The organism is Enterobacter sp. T1-1, assembly GCF_000710795.1.
Lineage (GTDB): Bacteria > Pseudomonadota > Gammaproteobacteria > Enterobacterales > Enterobacteriaceae > Enterobacter > Enterobacter cloacae.
This window is the reverse complement of the sequence record NZ_JALW01000008.1, coordinates 1-15,986: the sequence shown is the minus strand read 5'-3', so window position 1 is coordinate 15,986 and position 15,986 is coordinate 1. Positions and strand designations below refer to the sequence as shown.

Here is a 15,986-nt window from a genome sequence, read left to right as displayed (position 1 = left end):
TTCGGGAGGTTTTTGCATCAGTTTTTGGTGAGCGTGGTGGTCACGGTGTAATCGAGAGACCACGATGAATGCCAGTCTTTACCGGCAAACTTGATATCCCCACGGTAAACCCCGCTCGGGAGATCCGGGTTATCGGCCTCAACATACTTAAGGCTGGCGCTATAGCCTGTGGTTTCCCAACTGCTACACAGAACCGCCACATTGAACGGACGGGTGGAGCAATCCGATCTGCGCTGCGCGCGAATCTTCACGTCCCGGGTATTGCCTTGTTCGTCCTTCATCGGCACGACAAGCGTACTGTAACCTTCTGCGGTCCATACCAGGGACGTCGGCCCCTGCGTACTTCCCGTTGCCACAAACCCAAGCGAAGGGAAGCCAAATATTGCGCCCGTACTGAATGCGCTTGTCGAACCGGTGACGCTCCACATGGCTGAATAGCTGGCAATAAACACAACCGTTTGATCGGTTTTAGTGGTGTTATTACTCTCTGCACTCACCTTTGCCGTACCGGTATCCGGGCCACTCAGCTTCACGGTCGCCACGCCGCTGCCATTGGTCACACTGGTTTGCGCTGAAAGGGTATTAAGCGTGGTGTTCCAGTTGACCGTCGCATTTTTGACGGCATTACCGTTTACGTCTTTCACCACTGCGGTGTAAGTAATGCGGTCGGTGTTGACTACCGCGTGGTCAGAACTGGCCTTGAGGCTCTCAACCCTGGCGGTGGTCGCATCGCCAATAAATGTTACCGGCTCCGCGTTTATCGCCGCCGTTGAACCGACAACTGTTGCGCTAACCGTTGCCGTTCCGGCCGTTGTCGTTGACGCCGTTACAAACGCCTGACCCGCTTCGTTGGTTTTTGTGCTGGCGCTGGCAAGCTTCACGCTGCTGTTATCTACACGCCACGCCACATCCACACCGCTAAGCGGGTTATGGTTGGCGTCTTCGACGGTGGCGGTCCAGCGTATGGTCGCGTTCCCGTCAGCCACCGCCTCTTTTTTATCCGCACTCAGGCTCGTAAATTGCGCTGTCGCCGGATTACCTGTCACGGAGAGAGTAAGCGTCTGACCGCTACCATTCACCGTCGCGGTAACCGTCATGTTGCCCGCTTTGCGCGATGAGAAGCGCGTTTCAGCCTGCCCTTGCGCATTGGTCATTGCTGAAACGGGCGTCAGGGTCACATCAGCCGCATTACTGCTGCTCCAGTTAACGGCAACGCCTGGTACAGGGTTCTGATGGCTATCCACCACGGTTGCGGTTAACAGTACGGTATCGCTGTCAGCCACAATGCCGGTCGTTTTATCCGCCGTGAGGGTAGCCAACTTTGCCGTGGTGGTGTCACCGGTGAAGGTCAGTTTTGTCACGCGTAACGTGTTACTGCCGAACGTGGCCTGAAGAGAATATTCCCCCGCGGTTTCAGAACGTAAGGTCACGCTCGCCTCACCCGATGCATTCGTCACGCTGCTCGTATCGGACAACGTCGCGCCGGAAGGGCTCACCGCCCAGCCAACCTTCGCTCCGTCAACCGGGTTGTCATTGGCATCCACAACGGTAGTGCGCACGGTGATACCGTCGGTGCCATTGGCTACCGCCGTCACGCTGTCGGCGGCCATCTCCGACATTTTCGCGGTCGTGGGATCGGCCGTGAAGGTTGCACTGTCAGCACGAACGGGTGCGCTTTCAGCGGTCTGAGCCGTGATGACAACGCTGCCTGATTTCAGCGAGGTAACCACCAGCGAGGCATTGCCCTGCGCATCCGTCCGCGTACTGCTGGCGGCGAGCTTAACGTCTGGGTTATCTGCCGACCAGTTAACCTCTACGTCCGAAATGGCGTTACCCTGCAGATCGCGCACCTGCGCCGTCCAGGTAATACTGTCGCTGCCGTTGGCCACGGCCTGTTGCTTATCGACCACCACGGCGGCGATACGCTGCGTGCTGGTGTCAGCGACAAACGTTACGGCTTCCGCTTTCACCGCATTCTGCTGATTTACATCAGCATAAACCCAGGCAACGCCCGTTTTTGCTGACGACAGCGACAACGTGGCGTTTCCGGCGGCGTCGGTAACCGAGGTTTTGCTTCCTGCGGTCGTGCCATCTTCCCGCTTCACCGTCCAGTTAACCGTCACGCCTTCAAGCGGATGATTGCTGTTATCTGCGACCTGCGCGGTATACGTTACGCTGTCGCTGTTATTGGCAACAATGCGGGTTTTATCGACATTGACCGATCTCACCTGTGCGCTGGCGCTGTCCGCAACGAATTTTAGCGTCGGGGTAGAGAGCGGGTTACCGTCCGCCAGTTGCGCACTCACTGTCGTCGCAACCACGTCACGGCTAATGAGTTGAATGCTGGCCTGCCCTTGCTCATTGGTGAGGGTGCGTTCAGCAGACAGCTGAACCGCAGCGTTATCCGCTGTCCATTTCACCTCTTGCCCCGAAACGGGATTGCCGGACCGATCGACAACGCTTGCTACTACGACAATTGGCGTTACGCCGTCTGCCGGTGCGCTTACGGTCGACGGACTGAGTGATGCAAGTTCCACAACCTCGGACACCGCCTCTTCAGTCACAGAGGCGGTAGCAAGCTTAATATTGCCGTCGATGAACGTCTGAATGGTAAGGGTGGCAGGCGCGGTTCCGCTGATAAGCGTTGCGCTGTATACGCCGCTGCTCGTTTCGCGAAACGCGCTTATTTGCGGTGCGACAGGCGCCGCGGTGCCTGTAACGGCATTTTTCAGGGTGATCGATGCGCCAAGACGCTCCGATAGCCCGGTTGCAGCCTCGCCGGATGCGGTTTTTAGCGCCAATGCTAATACCGACTGACTGGTGCCATCCGCCGGTAAGCGGGACGGAGACGCCGTCAGGCTGGGCTGCAGCGTGGTCACGTCCATGCCGTTTACGTTCACCGTCATCCGCGCGGTATCAGAAGCGTTACCGTGCTTATCCCAGGCCGTTGCGGTTAACGTATACGCGTTGGAACCGCCATTTTTCCAGGCTGGAAGCGTAATCACCACCTGGGCCGGATCGGCACCCGGTGTGATTTTGCCGCCGTTACGTATCAAATTGTCACCCTGCCAGTCGATGCGTTCGAGCCCGTATTTCGTTTTAACCTTCGCGGTTACGGTCTGGCGGGCATTTTCATTCCCGGCAATGTTTTCTGGCAGTGCGAGCGAAATCAGCTCCTGCTTACGGTAATCCAGGACAATATTGTTATTACGATCGACCAGCTCCTGACGTGACCCCAGCAGCGTACGGCGTGCCCCCACCTGGTCCGCATCAAGCTGCGTGCGCAGCGGCACGCCCGGCGCCCAGTTGACCGCAAGGTTAAACTGCGTATCCGATGCCTCGCCTTTACCCATTTTTTGGTTTACACCCAGGGTAACCAGCGGAACGGGCGTGTAGCTCAGTCCAACGGTTACGGCGTAGGGATCTTTCTGACGATCGTCCTCATCGTCACCGAAAAGCCCGACGTGCTGACCATAGTATTGTTCGTAGACGAGGTTCGCCCCAAGCTGCGGATACGCGGGGAGATACCCGGTTGCACGCAGGTCAAAGCCGTTCGCCACACGCTCGTCATAATCGCGATAGCGGGACGAAGACATCCAGTCGCTTAAACGGTAGTAGCCGTTGGCTGAAAGACGCAGATAGTCCCAGCCTAGTTCGGCTCCAACACCAAGGCGCTGATGCTGATTCGCCGAAACCTGGCGATCGTAAAAGGTATTCACGCCCCACATCCATGCGGTATTAAATTCACGGTAGCCAAACCCGACATTAACGATATTTCTGTCGTCGTGACGACGTCCCCCCAATTGGGTGAACACCAGCGACGATTTTTGCTCGTATAAAGGGATAAGCAGATCTAACTCCGCGTCCTGAATGGAAAAATGCTCATCAGTACCGATATTCAGACGCGTGGTACCAAATTTATTTAACCAGGACTCAATTTCCTGCGTGGCGGTATTTGTTGCCTGGTACGTAATTGCGCTGGCGACAGAACGGCCACTGCCGCTCTCCAGCAGTGACCCCGCCTGCACGGCGGTTTGTGCCACTACCCGCTCGGTGGTTTGCGGCTCGGCTACCTTATCCTGCGCGGCGACGGGCGTCGCGCCCAGCGAAAATAATGACGGCGGAAGGAGTTGCAGTGCTATTTGCAACCAGGCTGCACATTTTTTCAGGCTCATTAAATTCATCCTTGAATAAAAAAAGAGCCATAGTACGTATCAGGACTTAAAGATAAAGTCGGCGCGTTTATTTTAAGAATCTATAAATATAAGCATTCACCTAATAAATATATTTCAGTTCCCCATTCCCTTTCAGCCCCAATATTCAATCACCGACAACCCGCCGTTATAATCCGTGCTGTAAATAATTCCCTGCGCATCCACAAAAACATCACACGACTGGATCACCTGCGGGCGATTCGGGCGTGTATCCATCATCCTTTCAGGTGCAGCAGGTACCAGCGCCCCCGTTTCCACCGGGCGGTAGGGATTCGAAATGTCATACGCACGCACCCCTGCATTCTGAAAGGTGGCGAAGATCAGCGTGGAGCTGACAAAGCTTCCCGGCCGGTTCTCGTGCAGATTATGCGGGCCGAAATGCGCGCCTTTCGCCACGTAGTCTCTTTCATCCGGCTGCGGGAAGGTGGAGATACTTACCGGGTTCGACGGCTCGCGGATATCAAACAGCCAGATGAACTTCTCGCCGTCCTCCTGGTTGTCGAGCACCGCTTCGTCGAGCACCACCAGCAGATCGCGGTCCGGCAGCGGCAGCGCGGTATGCGTCCCGCCACCAAACGGCGGGCTCCAGTTGCGGTGGCTAATCAGCTTCGGCTGAGTGCGATCTTTCACATCCAGCAGCGTTAAACCGCCGTCGCGCCAGCTGCCGTATGCCGTATCCCCGGCGATAATGGCATGATGCAGCGCGTAGCGTTTGCCTTCCGGCCACTCTGGCCGTTCACCTGCGGCCTGATTCATGCCCGGCAACCACCAGCGCCCTGCCACTTCGGGCTTACGCGGATCGGCCAGGTCGATGGTCAGGAAGATATAGTCGGTAAAGCCGTCGATCAGCGCCGACACATAGGCCCAGCGACCGCCGACGTACCAGATGCGGTGGATACCAATGCCATTTAACGACAGAAAGCCGATTTCACGCGGCCTGTCCGGCGTGGAGATATCAAATACGCGCAGCCCGGCGCTCCAGCCTTTGTCCTGCACGTCGCTGACGGTCTCCCCCACCTGACGGGTGTAGTAGACCTTTTCATCGGCGAAGCGGGCATCGGCAAACAGATCCCGGGCGTTAATCACCAGTAGCAAATCGTCGTGTGCCTGCAAATGCACATTCCAGGTGCCGGGCGGCGCAGGTATATAACCCGCCGCTTTCGGGTTTTTCGGGTCGCGCACGTCAACAATCGAAAAGCCCTGCGACACCATATGGCCAATATACGCATAACCGCGGTGCACCATCAGTTGCACGCCGTCCGGGCGACCGCCCTGGTCGCTATGGCCAATCAGCCGCATATTGCGGCTGTATTCAGGGGTGGGTAATGTTGTCACCTTTAGCTCCTTTCGCCGGGTGGCGGCAGCGCCTTATCGGGCACTATTTTGACTTAGCTTCCAGCGTCGCAAACCACGGCGCAATAAAGTCTTCGGTCTGTCCCCAGCCCGGAATGATTTTCCCCAGCGACGCCACGTTCACCGCACCCGGCTGGGCGGTCAGCAGCGCCTGCGGGATCGCCGCTGCTTTAAAATCATAGGTCGCAGGCGTCGGCTCTCCGGCAATCTTGTTAGCGATCAGACGCACGTTAGTTGCCCCAATCAGCTTTGGATCCACCGCCACGCTCACTGCCCACGGGCTTCCCGGCTCGCGCATCAGCTGTAAATCCTGGTTGGAGATGTCGATGCTGTAGAGCTTGATTTCAGTGCGGCCATTCTCCTTCAGGGCTTTATACGCCCCCTGGCTGAAGGCGTCCCAGGTGCCCCAGATAGCGTCGATTTTACCTTTCGGGTATTTCGCCAGAATTGCCCCAACCTTGTTGGCGGTATCGCCCTGCACGTCCGACGACACCGCGCCAATAGACTCCAGCTCTTTGATATTCGGGTACTGTTTCTGCAGTTCCTTATACGCCGCCTGACGACGCTCCATCGGCGGGAAACCGGCGACCCACAGCTTGACGATATTGGCCTTGCCGTTGAAATCTTTCGCCAGCTGGCCGAAGGAGAGATTCGTCAGGGAGGCATCGTCCTGCTGGGTGACCGTCACGCCTGGGATCTCGCCGTTGACGGCGGTATCAAACACCGAAACCTTAATCCCGGCATCCACCGCCTTCTTCACCAGCGCGGTCGCATACGGATCACGCCCCTGAGAGAGAATAATCCCGTCATATTTCTGGCTGATCGCCTGATTCACAAAGTCCTGGAATTTTGCGTCGTCACCGTTGCTTAAAAAGGTGCTGACCTTAAAGCCAAGTTTTTTCCCTTCCTGAATCGCCCCGGCGACAAACTGCGTGGTGTTGTCATCCGAGCCAAGGTTGCGGATCACCGCAATGCGAATGGGGCCGTCGTGGTTGGCAATGGCCGCCGGAACCGGTGCGGGCGTGGCCGCAAAGCCCGGCAGAGAGGTGAGTAACCCAAGAGCCACCAAAGAGAGTGCAATCTTTTTCATTTTTTATCCCGTTGTGTTGTCAGCGTTTTTGTATGTAAGTAATCGCCAGCGCCACGGCAAGCACCAGCCCTTTTATAATGTCCATGGCGTAATACGGTACGGAGAGCATCACCAGCCCGTTCGATAGCACGCCCAGAATGACCGCCCCCACCAGCGTTCCCAGCGCGTTCGGCTTGCCGGACCCAGCCAGCGAAAAGCCGATCCACGCTGCCGCCACCGCGTCCATCAGATACCCGCCGCCCGCATTCACCTGCGACGACCCAATGCGCGAGGCCAGCAAAATCCCGCCCAGTCCGGCCAGCAGCGAGGCAAGCACGTAGGCCGCGACCTTGTAGCGCGTGGTGCGGATACCCGAAAGGCGCGCCGCCTCCGGGTTGCCGCCGATGGCATACATGCGTCGGCCGTGGGTGGTCAGTGACAATCCCAGCTGTGCCAGCAGGGTCACCGCCAGCATGATGATGACGATGGTCGGCACCTGCCCCAGCAGGCTGAACGCCGCCGGAATAGTTCCTTCCGCCATATCACCGCTCGGCAGCACCATGTTCTCGGTAATCGACCCGCCGTAGCTGTAGGTCATCGCCACGCCCTGAATGACGAACAGGCTGGCAAGCGTGGCGAGCATGTCCGGAATACGCAGAATGACGATCAGAAAGGCGTTAAACAGCCCGACCAGGGTACAGAGCGCGAGGGTGATCAGGATCGACTCGGTGGCGCCGAAGCCGTGCCAGACGAAGAGCGAGATCACCAGCGCATTCGCCAGCGACGCCGTTGAGCCAACGGAGAGATCGAACCCGCCCACGGTCAGTGAAATCGATACGCCAATGGCAATCACCGTGACGATGGCAATCGAGCGCAGAATGTTGATGATGTTGTTCGGGTCGAGGAAGCTGTCCGACGCCAGGCCAAAAACCACCACCAGCGCCACCACGGTGAGCAACATGCCCCACCGGTAGAGAAAATCGAAAAGTTGCTGACGGCCAGATACCGTCGCCGTTACTGAAAGGGCCTTGCTCACGACGCCGTTCCTCCGGTTGAATAATAAAGTAGTGTCTCTTCCCGCGCCTCGGCCCCGGGGATTTCCGCCACGATGCGTCCGTCCCAGAGCACGCAGATGCGGTCGCATAGCCCTACCAGTTCGGCAAACTCGCCCGAAGCGTAAATCACCCCTTTGCCCTCGCGGGCCAGGCCGTCGATCAGTTGAAACAGATCGGTCTTCGCTTTGACGTCAACGCCCTTGGTCGGCTCGTCAAATATCAGCACGCTGGCGTCATTGCGCAGCCATTTGCCAATAGCAACCTTCTGCTGGTTACCGCCAGAAAGCCGATGTAAAACCTGCCCCGGCCCGCGTGTTCGCACGCCGACGCGGGCAATCACCTCTTCCGCCCAGCGCCACGCCTGACGATGACCAAAGAGACTCCAGCGCGAAAAGCTGTTATCTGCCGTCACGGCCAGGTTCATGCTCACCGGCTCGTCGATGAAAATCCCCTCCTTGCGCCGCTCCTCCGGTACCAGCGCCAGCCCCCGCAGCACAGAATCGGCCGGATCGCGCGGTTTCCAGGGCTGATGATTGAGCTCGCCACGCTCCACCCGGCTTTTGCTGGCACCAAACAGCGCCTTGCAGAGTTCGGTTTTGCCTGCGCCCGCCAGCCCGGCAATGCCGAGGATTTCGCCTTTACGCAGATGCAGGGAGATATCTTTCAGCAACGCGTCGTCGTGCAGCCCCTCCACCCGCAGCAGCGTCTCGTCGCTATGCACAGGACGTGCTGGCGGGTAGATATCGCTCAGTTCGTGGCCGAGCATCTTCTCGACGATCGCTTCGCCGCTGAGATCCGCCATCGGGCCGGTCTCAATCAGCTTGCCATCACGCAGCACCGTTAAGGTGTCACAGATGGCTTTCAGCTCATGAATGCGGTGCGAGATAAACACCACGCCAATGCCCTGCTGCTTTAAAAGTCGCACCACCGCGAACAGGCGTTCACTGTCGTGGGCATCCAGCGGTGCGGTAGGTTCATCGAGGATCAAAAAACGGCAGTGATGCGACAGCGCCCGCGCCAGCAGGATCTGCTGTTTTTCAGCCAACGAACAGCTGTCGATGGAACGGCGAACGTCCAGCGCAACGTCGAGCTGCGCCAGCGCCTGCTTCGCCTGTTGACGAATAGCACGCCAGCGGTAGCGATGTCCCGGCTGCGCCAGCTGGTCGAGCATGATGTTTTCAGCGATGCTCAGCCCCGGAACCAGCGCCACGTCCACTTCCTGCTGCACAAGGTGGATCCCCAGCCGTTTGGCATCGAGCGGTTCGCGGATCGTCACCGGCTGGTTATTAATGCAGATCTCCCCCTCATAGCGATCGTGCGTTCCGCACAGCACCGCCATCAGCGTCGATTTCCCTGCGCCGTTAGCCCCGGTCAATGCATGCACCGATCCGCCGTTCAGGGTAAAGTCCACGCGCGACAGCGCCTGAAAGCCGGAAAAGGCCAGGCTGATACCGCGCATCTCAAGGCGACTGGAAACCATCCGCGTAGGATCCTCATTAATAGTTTGATTTATTGAATTTTTCACAGCTCCGGTTGACTGACAACGACAGAAAAGGCATAAGATAAAGCCAAATATTATTAGCCATCCGGATGTCCAGACATAACATCGGGTTAGCGCTTGCTAAAAAAGGACAACACCATGAGCAACACCGATATCCGCGTCGTTCCCGGCCCGGCGAACTACTTTTCTCATCCCGGAAGCCTTGCGCATCTGCATGACTTCTTCACCCCGGAGCAGCTTTCCCGCGCGGTGTGGATCTACGGCGAACGCGCGCTTGAAGGCGCACGTCCCTACCTGCCGGAGAGCTTTGCGGCCCCCGGCGCAAAACACCTGTTGTTCAAAGGCCACTGCAGCGAGCGTGACGTCACCCATCTGGTGAATGAATCCGGCAGCGAGGCGGTCGTGGTGATTGGCGTTGGCGGCGGAGCGGTGATGGATACGGTTAAAGCCGTGGCGCGTCGTTTGGGCGTTCCGTTCGTGGGTATCCCGACTATCGCCGCTACCTGTGCGGCATGGACGCCGCTCTCCGTCTGGTACAACGATGCCGGGCAGGCGCTGCAGTTTGAAATTTTCGACGATGCCAATTTCCTGGTGCTGGTGGAGCCGCAAATCATCCTTAACGCCCCGGCGGAATACCTGCTGGCTGGTATCGGCGATACCCTGGCGAAGTGGTATGAAGCGGTTGTACTCGCACCGCAGCCTGAACACCTGCCGCTGACCGTACGTCTGGGGATTAACGGCGCGCTGGCTATCCGCGACGTGCTGCTGGAACGCAGCGAGGACGCGCTGGCTGACCAGCAGCGCGGCGAAGCAACGCAGGCATTCAGGGATGTGGTGGATGCCATTATTGCCGGTGGCGGCATGGTCGGTGGGCTCGGCGAACGTTATACACGCGTGGCGGCGGCACATGCGGTGCATAACGGCTTAACCATCCTGCCGCAGACGGAAAAATACCTGCACGGCACCAAAGTGGCCTACGGCATTCTGGTGCAAAGCGCCCTGCTCGGTCAGGACGACGTGCTGGCGCAGCTTATCACCGCGTATCAGCGCTTTAACCTGCCGACCCGGCTTCGCGAGCTGGAGGTGGATATCAACAACCGTGACGAACTGGACAAGGTCATCAATCACACCCTGCGCCCGGTGGAGTCGATTCACTATTTGCCCGTGGCGCTCACGCCTGACGTTCTGCGCGCGGCATTCGAGAAAGTGGAATCCTTCAGCCGTTAAACGCGCCGAGCGACTATACCTAATGATGATTCTCACCACTCTCGCAACGAGGTCATCATGCAGATCGATTTAACAGGTAAGAAAGCGCTGGTTACCGGTGCCAGCCGGGGATTGGGCCGTGCTATCGCGCTGTCGCTGGCACGCGCCGGTGCCGATGTGGTTATCACGTATGAAAAGTCCGTCGATAAAGCCCAGGCCGTGGTCGATGAGATAAGCGCGCTGGGGCGGCACAGTGAGGCGGTTCAGGCCGACAGCGCCAGTGCAGAGGCTATTCAGGACGCGGTCACCCATGCGGCGCGCACCCTCGGCGGGCTGGACATTCTGGTCAATAACGCCGGTATCGCCCGCGGCGGCCCGCTGGAGTCCATGACGCTGGCGGATATCGATGCCCTGATTAACGTCAACATTCGCGGCGTGGTGATCGCCACTCAGGAAGCGCTGGTACACATGTCTGACGGCGGACGCATTATCAATATCGGTAGCTGTCTGGCAAACCGCGTGGCGATGCCGGGTATCTCCGTCTACTCCATGACCAAATCCGCGCTTAACTCCTTCACGCGCGGTCTGGCGCGGGATCTGGGGCCCCGCGGTATTACCGTGAACCTGGTGCATCCCGGCCCAACCAACAGCGATATGAATCCGGAGGACGGCGAACAGGCAGAAGCCCAGCGTCGGATGATTGCCGTCGGTCATTACGGGCAACCGGAAGATATCGCGGCGGCGGTCACCTTCCTCGCCAGCCCGGCCGCCGGACAGATCTCCGGTACGGGGCTGGATGTGGACGGCGGTTTGAACGCCTGATCGCACATTTTCTGCAAGCCTCTGTCGCCCGGCAGAGGCGTTTTCGCACCGCCTCGACGGTTTGCGTTTTGCCGCTTACCTGCATTTGTTCTCCGCTCTACAGTAGCCCATAAGAAATTCGGAATTTATCTAATAGTCTTATTATTTCCTTATACTTTGTGTGGGCGTACAGTGGAGGTACGGATGAAGATTGTCTGGTCCAATGGGGCAAAGAAGGCATTTTTAAAGATTGACGAGCGATATCAGCGTCGCATTGAGTTGAAGCTTGTTGAGCTGGATGACCGCTCGGCTCCCCGGCCCGATATCAAAAAAATATCGGCGACAGAAGATCACTACCGGCTACGCGTTGGCGATTACCGCATCGTCTATACGCTTCGGGACGAACCCGATAACCATTGTTATGTTTTGGCCGTTAAGCGCAGAACATCAACAACTTACCTGCACGAGGAGAAAGCCACCTATGGCTGTTCAGCTAATTAAGGACGATAACGGAAAAACGCAGTACGTGGTTATTCCCTATGATGAATATTTTCGTATGTGCCTGCAGATGGCGGAAATCGACGACGAAACCGACGACGATCTGGAGGATATTGAAGTCGAACACGATGAGCTGGATGACGTTGAACTTCCAGGTGAGGTTTGCAGCATCATGACCTGGCAGAACGTCAGCCTGCAGGCCGCCTGGCGCATCCTGCGCGGCATGTCCCAGCAGGAGGTGGCAGAGAAACTCGGCATCAGCCAGTCTGCCGTATCACAGCTGGAAGCGCTGGACTCCCGTCCGCAAAAGCGCACCCGTGAAAAGCTGGCGGCGATCTACGGCTGTAAACAGGAACAGATCAGCCTCTATTTACCGAAAGAGGGTTAACAGCACTTCGCCCCGCCCTTGCCGCCGTAACGGGCGTCCTGGCGATCGCGGAAAAATTCGTCGTAGGTCATTGGCGTCTGGTCCGGATGGTTGACGCGCATATGCTCGACGTAGTTGTCGTAGTCCGGCACGCCAATCATCATTTTGGCGGCCTGGCCCAGGTATTTACCTGCTTTGGAAAGGGTGTCGAACATAAGTCATTTCTCGTTTGTTTCCCTCACCCCGGCCCTCTCCCAAAGGGAGAGGGAGGATAAGAAATGTAGGCCGGGTAAGCGCTAGCGCCACCCGGCACACAGGTTAATGCGCCCCTTTCGCCTGGGTCACAATCTCGTCCAGGTTCTCAGGCATCGGTTCATACGGTGTCTCTTTCGCTGTCGGCTTGTCTTCTTTCAGCGCCGCCAGCGCGGTCTTCAGAGAATACAACGCCAGTACCACGACCACCACCATAAAGAAGATGGTCAGCCCGGCATCCAGACGGTTGTTAAACACCAGCTGCGACAGCTGTGATTCCGTATACTGCGCCGGGATTTTACCGCTGTCGATCATCGCCTGGAACTTATTGGCAATCGCCAGGAAGCCCACTTTATTGTCCGGGCTGAAGGCTTTCTGCCAGCCCGCCGTCAGGGTACAAATCAGCAGCCAGGCGGTAGGCAGCAGCGCCACCCAGGCATAACGCTGGCGCTTCATCTTGAACAGCACCACCGCACACAGCATCAGCGCCATCCCTGCCAGCATCTGGTTAGCGATACCGAACAGCGGCCACAGCGTGTTAATACCGCCAAGCGGATCCACCACGCCCTGATGCAGGAAGTACCCCCACGCCAGCACGCACAAGGCCGTTGCCAGCAGGTTCGCCGGGAGCGAATCGGTACGCTTCAGATTCGGGGAGATCACACCCAGCAGATCCTGCAGCATAAAGCGCGCCGCACGCGTCCCCGCATCCACCGCCGTCAGAATAAACAGCGCTTCAAAGAGAATGGCGAAGTGATACCAGAACGAGACATCCATCAGCCCGCCCAGCGCACCGTGAAGTATGTAGGCCATGCCCACCGCCAGCGTAGGTGCGCCACCCGCGCGGGAGATAATCGACTGCTCGCCCACTTCACTGGCGATACTCGTCAACGTATCCGGGGTAATGGCAAAGCCCCAGCCGCTTACCACCTGTGCTGCGGATGCCACCACGTCGGCGGTGCCCGCCGGAGCCAGAACCGCCATCGGGCTGTTCATCGCGAAGTAGACGCCCGGGTCGATAATGCAGGCAGAGACCAGCGCCATGATCGCCACGAAGGACTCCATCAGCATGCCGCCGTAGCCAATCAGGCAGGCCTGATTTTCATTCGCCAGCATCTTCGGCGTGGTCCCGGAGGCAATCAGCGCGTGGAAGCCAGACACCGCACCACAGGCGATGGTGATAAACAGGAACGGGAACAGGTTACCGGTCCAGACCGGGCCCGTACCGTCAACGAATTTGGTTAACGCTGGCATGGTCAGCGTCGGGCGCATGATCAAAATACCGATAGCCAGCCCGACGATGGTGCCAATTTTCAGGAACGTGGAAAGGTAATCACGCGGGGCCAGCAGCAGCCACACCGGCAGCACCGCGGCCACAAACCCGTACCCCACCAGCATCCAGGTTAGCTGTACGCCGGTAAAGTCGAAGAACGGTGCCCAGGTTGGGCTCTCTGCCACCCAGCCGCCGGAGATAATGGCGAACACCAGCAGCACCAGACCAATCACCGACACCTCACCAATGCGTCCCGGACGCAGGTAGCGAATGTAGATCCCCATAAAAATGGCCAGCGGAATGGTGAACGCGACGGTGTAAGTCCCCCACGGACTGTGGGTCAGCGCTTTCACCACAATCATCGCCAGCACCGCAAGGATGATCACCATGATCATAAAGGTCGCCACCAGCGCAATCACCCCGGCCGTCGCGCCCATCTCCTCTTTCACCAGCTCGCCAAGCGAACGGCCGTCGCGACGGGTGGAGACGAACAGCACCATAAAGTCCTGTACGGCCCCCGCCAGCACCACGCCGGCAAGGATCCAGATCATCCCCGGCAGATAGCCCATCTGCGCCGCCAGCACCGGCCCCACCAGCGGGCCTGCCCCGGCAATCGCCGCAAAGTGGTGACCGAACAGCACTTTCTTATCGGTCGGAACGTAGTCCAGCCCGTCGTTATGACGAACGGCGGGCGTCATGCGCGTGCCGTCAACCGCCAGCACCGTTTTGGCGATATAGCGACCATAAAAACGATATGCGATCAGATAAATGCAGACGGAGGCAACGACAATCCAGAGCGCATTGATCTGTTCCCCCCGGTTGAGGGCGATATAGCCCAGGGCAAAAGCTCCCACAACGGAAAGCAGTGCCCATGTAAGGTATTTCCCTGAGTTGTTCATAGTTGTTGTCCGTTGTTGTGGAACAGTGAGATGTTACATTTTGTTTCTAGAACAACGCGTAAAATTTAACAACTTTGAAACGCAATAATGCGTGGTCAAACCAGAGATTTACACCACAGTGTTAAGTCGATCACTTTCAGGCTGAAACAACCCCGTCGCTGTCATCGGTCACACTTCTGCGTTTTTCGTCCTGGCTCAACCTTACGGGATGATTTGTATCATTTTTTTTACGCTCAACCTCGCCAGAATGACCCTGCGCGATCGCGCGCTTACCGCTTACAAGGAAAAGGAAATGAATCTGGATCGCTACATTGAAGAGCTGAAAAGCCTGGTGAACGTGGACTGCGGCACCCAGACCATCGCGGGCGTTGCCGCCGTGGCTGGCATTTTAGAATCTCTCTGGCAACGCGAAGGCTGGCATACCGGGCAGGTAAACCTGGGCGAGAAAGTTGGCCCGGGCCTCTTCGTCAGCAACAAGCCGCAGGCAGAGCAGTTCGACGTGCTGCTGGTCGGCCATCTTGATACCGTTTTTGCCCCCGGCACCGTGGCCGAACGCCCATTGAGCGAGGACGATACGCGTCTCTACGGCGCCGGCGTGTCTGATATGAAAAGCGGACTGCTCAATATTCTGTGGGCAATGCGCGAGCTAGATCCTGCGGATAAAGATCGCCTGGCAATCGCGGTCGCGATGAACCCGGACGAAGAAACGGGCTCGGTATACTCCCACGAATGGATCGGTGTGCTGGCACAACGCTCCCGCTGCGTGCTGGTGTGCGAAGCTGCCCGTGCTGATGGCTCTCTGGTGAAAGCCCGGAAAGGTATGGCGGGCTATCACCTCACCTTCAAGGGCGTGGCGGCACATGCGGGTAACGACCCGGAAAAAGGCCGTTCGGCAATCACAGCGCTGGCAAACAGCATCGTTGCCCTGAATGCGCTGAGCGACGGGTCGCGCGGCACCACACTCAACGTAGGGGTGATTCGCGGCGGCAGCGCGGCAAACGTGGTGGCGGACCACGCCGTGGCCGAGCTCGACGTTCGCTTCTGGGAAAACGACGAGTATGACCGGGTGAATCAGGCGCTGGAAGCCTTATGTGAAAAAGGCTTTTTAGACGGCGTGACGACGACGCTGACGCGGGTCAATCACAAACCGGCGATGGCAGCAAGCGTTGCGACTCAGGCACTGATGCAGCAGGTTGAAGCGGCAGGTAAAGCGGAAGGCATCGCCATTACCTGGCAGGCGGTCGGCGGCGGCAGCGATGCCAACCACACCGCTGCGCTGGGTATCCCCACGCTTGACGGCTTAGGGCCGATTGGCGCGGGCTTCCACAGCCCGGCGGAGTGGCTGGACAAAGCGTCCATTGCGCCGCGAATTCGGTTACTTAAACGCGTCGTCTCAATGCTCTAATTTTGTACTACACCGTCCCCTCTCCCTTTGGGCTGAGGGATCCCCAGTAATATGGTCATGCCACCATGACCATATTACTGTACTCTTTTCCCA

12 protein-coding genes are annotated in these 15,986 nt (G+C 58.0%); 5 read left to right on the top strand and 7 right to left on the bottom strand.

Features of this window, described 5'->3' with window-relative positions:
- Positions 1-17 precede the first annotated feature (17 nt).
- The 5 genes from AK59_RS0104125 to AK59_RS0104105 form a co-directional block, all read right to left on the bottom strand.
- Positions 18-4,175, bottom strand: a complete 4,158-nt coding sequence (locus AK59_RS0104125; protein WP_029882121.1) for an inverse autotransporter beta-barrel domain-containing protein — start codon at positions 4,173-4,175, stop codon at positions 18-20.
- Positions 4,176-4,307: 132 nt separating this feature from the next.
- Positions 4,308-5,549, bottom strand: coding sequence for an LVIVD repeat-containing protein (locus AK59_RS0104120; RefSeq protein WP_029882120.1), 1,242 nt, complete (start codon positions 5,547-5,549; stop codon positions 4,308-4,310).
- A gap of 43 nt (positions 5,550-5,592) precedes the next feature.
- On the bottom strand, positions 5,593-6,657 hold the full coding sequence (locus tag AK59_RS0104115; RefSeq protein WP_029882119.1) for a sugar ABC transporter substrate-binding protein: 1,065 nt from the start codon (positions 6,655-6,657) through the stop codon (positions 5,593-5,595).
- Between the two features lie 19 nt (positions 6,658-6,676).
- Positions 6,677-7,672 carry an ABC transporter permease gene (locus tag AK59_RS0104110; RefSeq protein ID WP_029882118.1) on the bottom strand — a complete coding sequence of 332 codons (996 nt, stop codon included), beginning with the start codon at positions 7,670-7,672 and terminating at the stop codon, positions 6,677-6,679.
- On the bottom strand, positions 7,669-9,171 hold the full coding sequence (locus tag AK59_RS0104105) for a sugar ABC transporter ATP-binding protein (RefSeq protein ID WP_029882117.1): 1,503 nt from the start codon (positions 9,169-9,171) through the stop codon (positions 7,669-7,671). Before AK59_RS0104105 ends, AK59_RS0104110 begins: the two co-directional genes overlap by 4 nt.
- A gap of 159 nt (positions 9,172-9,330) precedes the next feature.
- On the opposite strand from AK59_RS0104105, the gene AK59_RS0104100 reads away from it, so the two are divergent.
- The 4 genes from AK59_RS0104100 to AK59_RS0104085 all read left to right on the top strand — a co-directional run bounded on the left by AK59_RS0104100 (position 9,331) and on the right by AK59_RS0104085 (position 12,085).
- Positions 9,331-10,419, top strand: coding sequence for an oxidoreductase (locus AK59_RS0104100; protein ID WP_029882116.1), 1,089 nt, complete (start codon positions 9,331-9,333; stop codon positions 10,417-10,419).
- A 57-nt stretch (positions 10,420-10,476) separates the two neighbouring features.
- On the top strand, positions 10,477-11,220 hold the full coding sequence (locus tag AK59_RS0104095; protein ID WP_029882115.1) for an SDR family NAD(P)-dependent oxidoreductase: 744 nt from the start codon (positions 10,477-10,479) through the stop codon (positions 11,218-11,220).
- 183 nt (positions 11,221-11,403) lie between these two features.
- Complete coding sequence (locus AK59_RS0104090) at positions 11,404-11,700, top strand: type II toxin-antitoxin system RelE family toxin (RefSeq protein WP_029882114.1); 297 nt, start codon at positions 11,404-11,406, stop codon at positions 11,698-11,700.
- Positions 11,681-12,085 (top strand): helix-turn-helix domain-containing protein, encoded by a 405-nt coding sequence (locus tag AK59_RS0104085; protein WP_023621328.1) that lies wholly within the window; start codon positions 11,681-11,683, stop codon positions 12,083-12,085. Before AK59_RS0104090 ends, AK59_RS0104085 begins: the two co-directional genes overlap by 20 nt.
- Here the strand turns inward: AK59_RS0104085 and AK59_RS0104080 are convergent.
- Positions 12,082-12,279 carry a YbdD/YjiX family protein gene (locus AK59_RS0104080; protein ID WP_013097627.1) on the bottom strand — a complete coding sequence of 66 codons (198 nt, stop codon included), beginning with the start codon at positions 12,277-12,279 and terminating at the stop codon, positions 12,082-12,084. The genes AK59_RS0104085 and AK59_RS0104080 overlap by 4 nt on opposite strands.
- 103 nt (positions 12,280-12,382) lie before the next feature.
- Complete coding sequence (cstA, locus tag AK59_RS0104075) at positions 12,383-14,488, bottom strand: pyruvate/proton symporter CstA (protein WP_029882113.1); 2,106 nt, start codon at positions 14,486-14,488, stop codon at positions 12,383-12,385.
- Between the two features lie 292 nt (positions 14,489-14,780).
- On the opposite strand from cstA, the gene AK59_RS0104070 reads away from it, so the two are divergent.
- Complete coding sequence (locus AK59_RS0104070) at positions 14,781-15,893, top strand: M20 family metallopeptidase (protein ID WP_029882112.1); 1,113 nt, start codon at positions 14,781-14,783, stop codon at positions 15,891-15,893.
- Positions 15,894-15,986 lie beyond the last annotated feature (93 nt).

Bases quoted from the DNA above. Each gene is read 5' to 3' on its own strand.
- AK59_RS0104125 (WP_029882121.1), bottom strand. From the start codon at position 4,175: ATGAGCCTGAAAAAATGTGCAGCCTGGTTGCAAATAGCACTGCAACTC.
- AK59_RS0104115 (WP_029882119.1), bottom strand. From the start codon at position 6,657: ATGAAAAAGATTGCACTCTCTTTGGTGGCTCTTGGGTTACTCACCTCT.
- AK59_RS0104105 (WP_029882117.1), bottom strand. From the start codon at position 9,171: ATGGTTTCCAGTCGCCTTGAGATGCGCGGTATCAGCCTGGCCTTTTCC.
- AK59_RS0104100 (WP_029882116.1), top strand. From the start codon at position 9,331: ATGAGCAACACCGATATCCGCGTCGTTCCCGGCCCGGCGAACTACTTT.
- AK59_RS0104095 (WP_029882115.1), top strand. From the start codon at position 10,477: ATGCAGATCGATTTAACAGGTAAGAAAGCGCTGGTTACCGGTGCCAGC.
- AK59_RS0104090 (WP_029882114.1), top strand. From the start codon at position 11,404: ATGAAGATTGTCTGGTCCAATGGGGCAAAGAAGGCATTTTTAAAGATT.
- AK59_RS0104085 (WP_023621328.1), top strand. From the start codon at position 11,681: ATGGCTGTTCAGCTAATTAAGGACGATAACGGAAAAACGCAGTACGTG.
- AK59_RS0104080 (WP_013097627.1), bottom strand. From the start codon at position 12,279: ATGTTCGACACCCTTTCCAAAGCAGGTAAATACCTGGGCCAGGCCGCC.
- cstA (WP_029882113.1), bottom strand. From the start codon at position 14,488: ATGAACAACTCAGGGAAATACCTTACATGGGCACTGCTTTCCGTTGTG.
- AK59_RS0104070 (WP_029882112.1), top strand. From the start codon at position 14,781: ATGAATCTGGATCGCTACATTGAAGAGCTGAAAAGCCTGGTGAACGTG.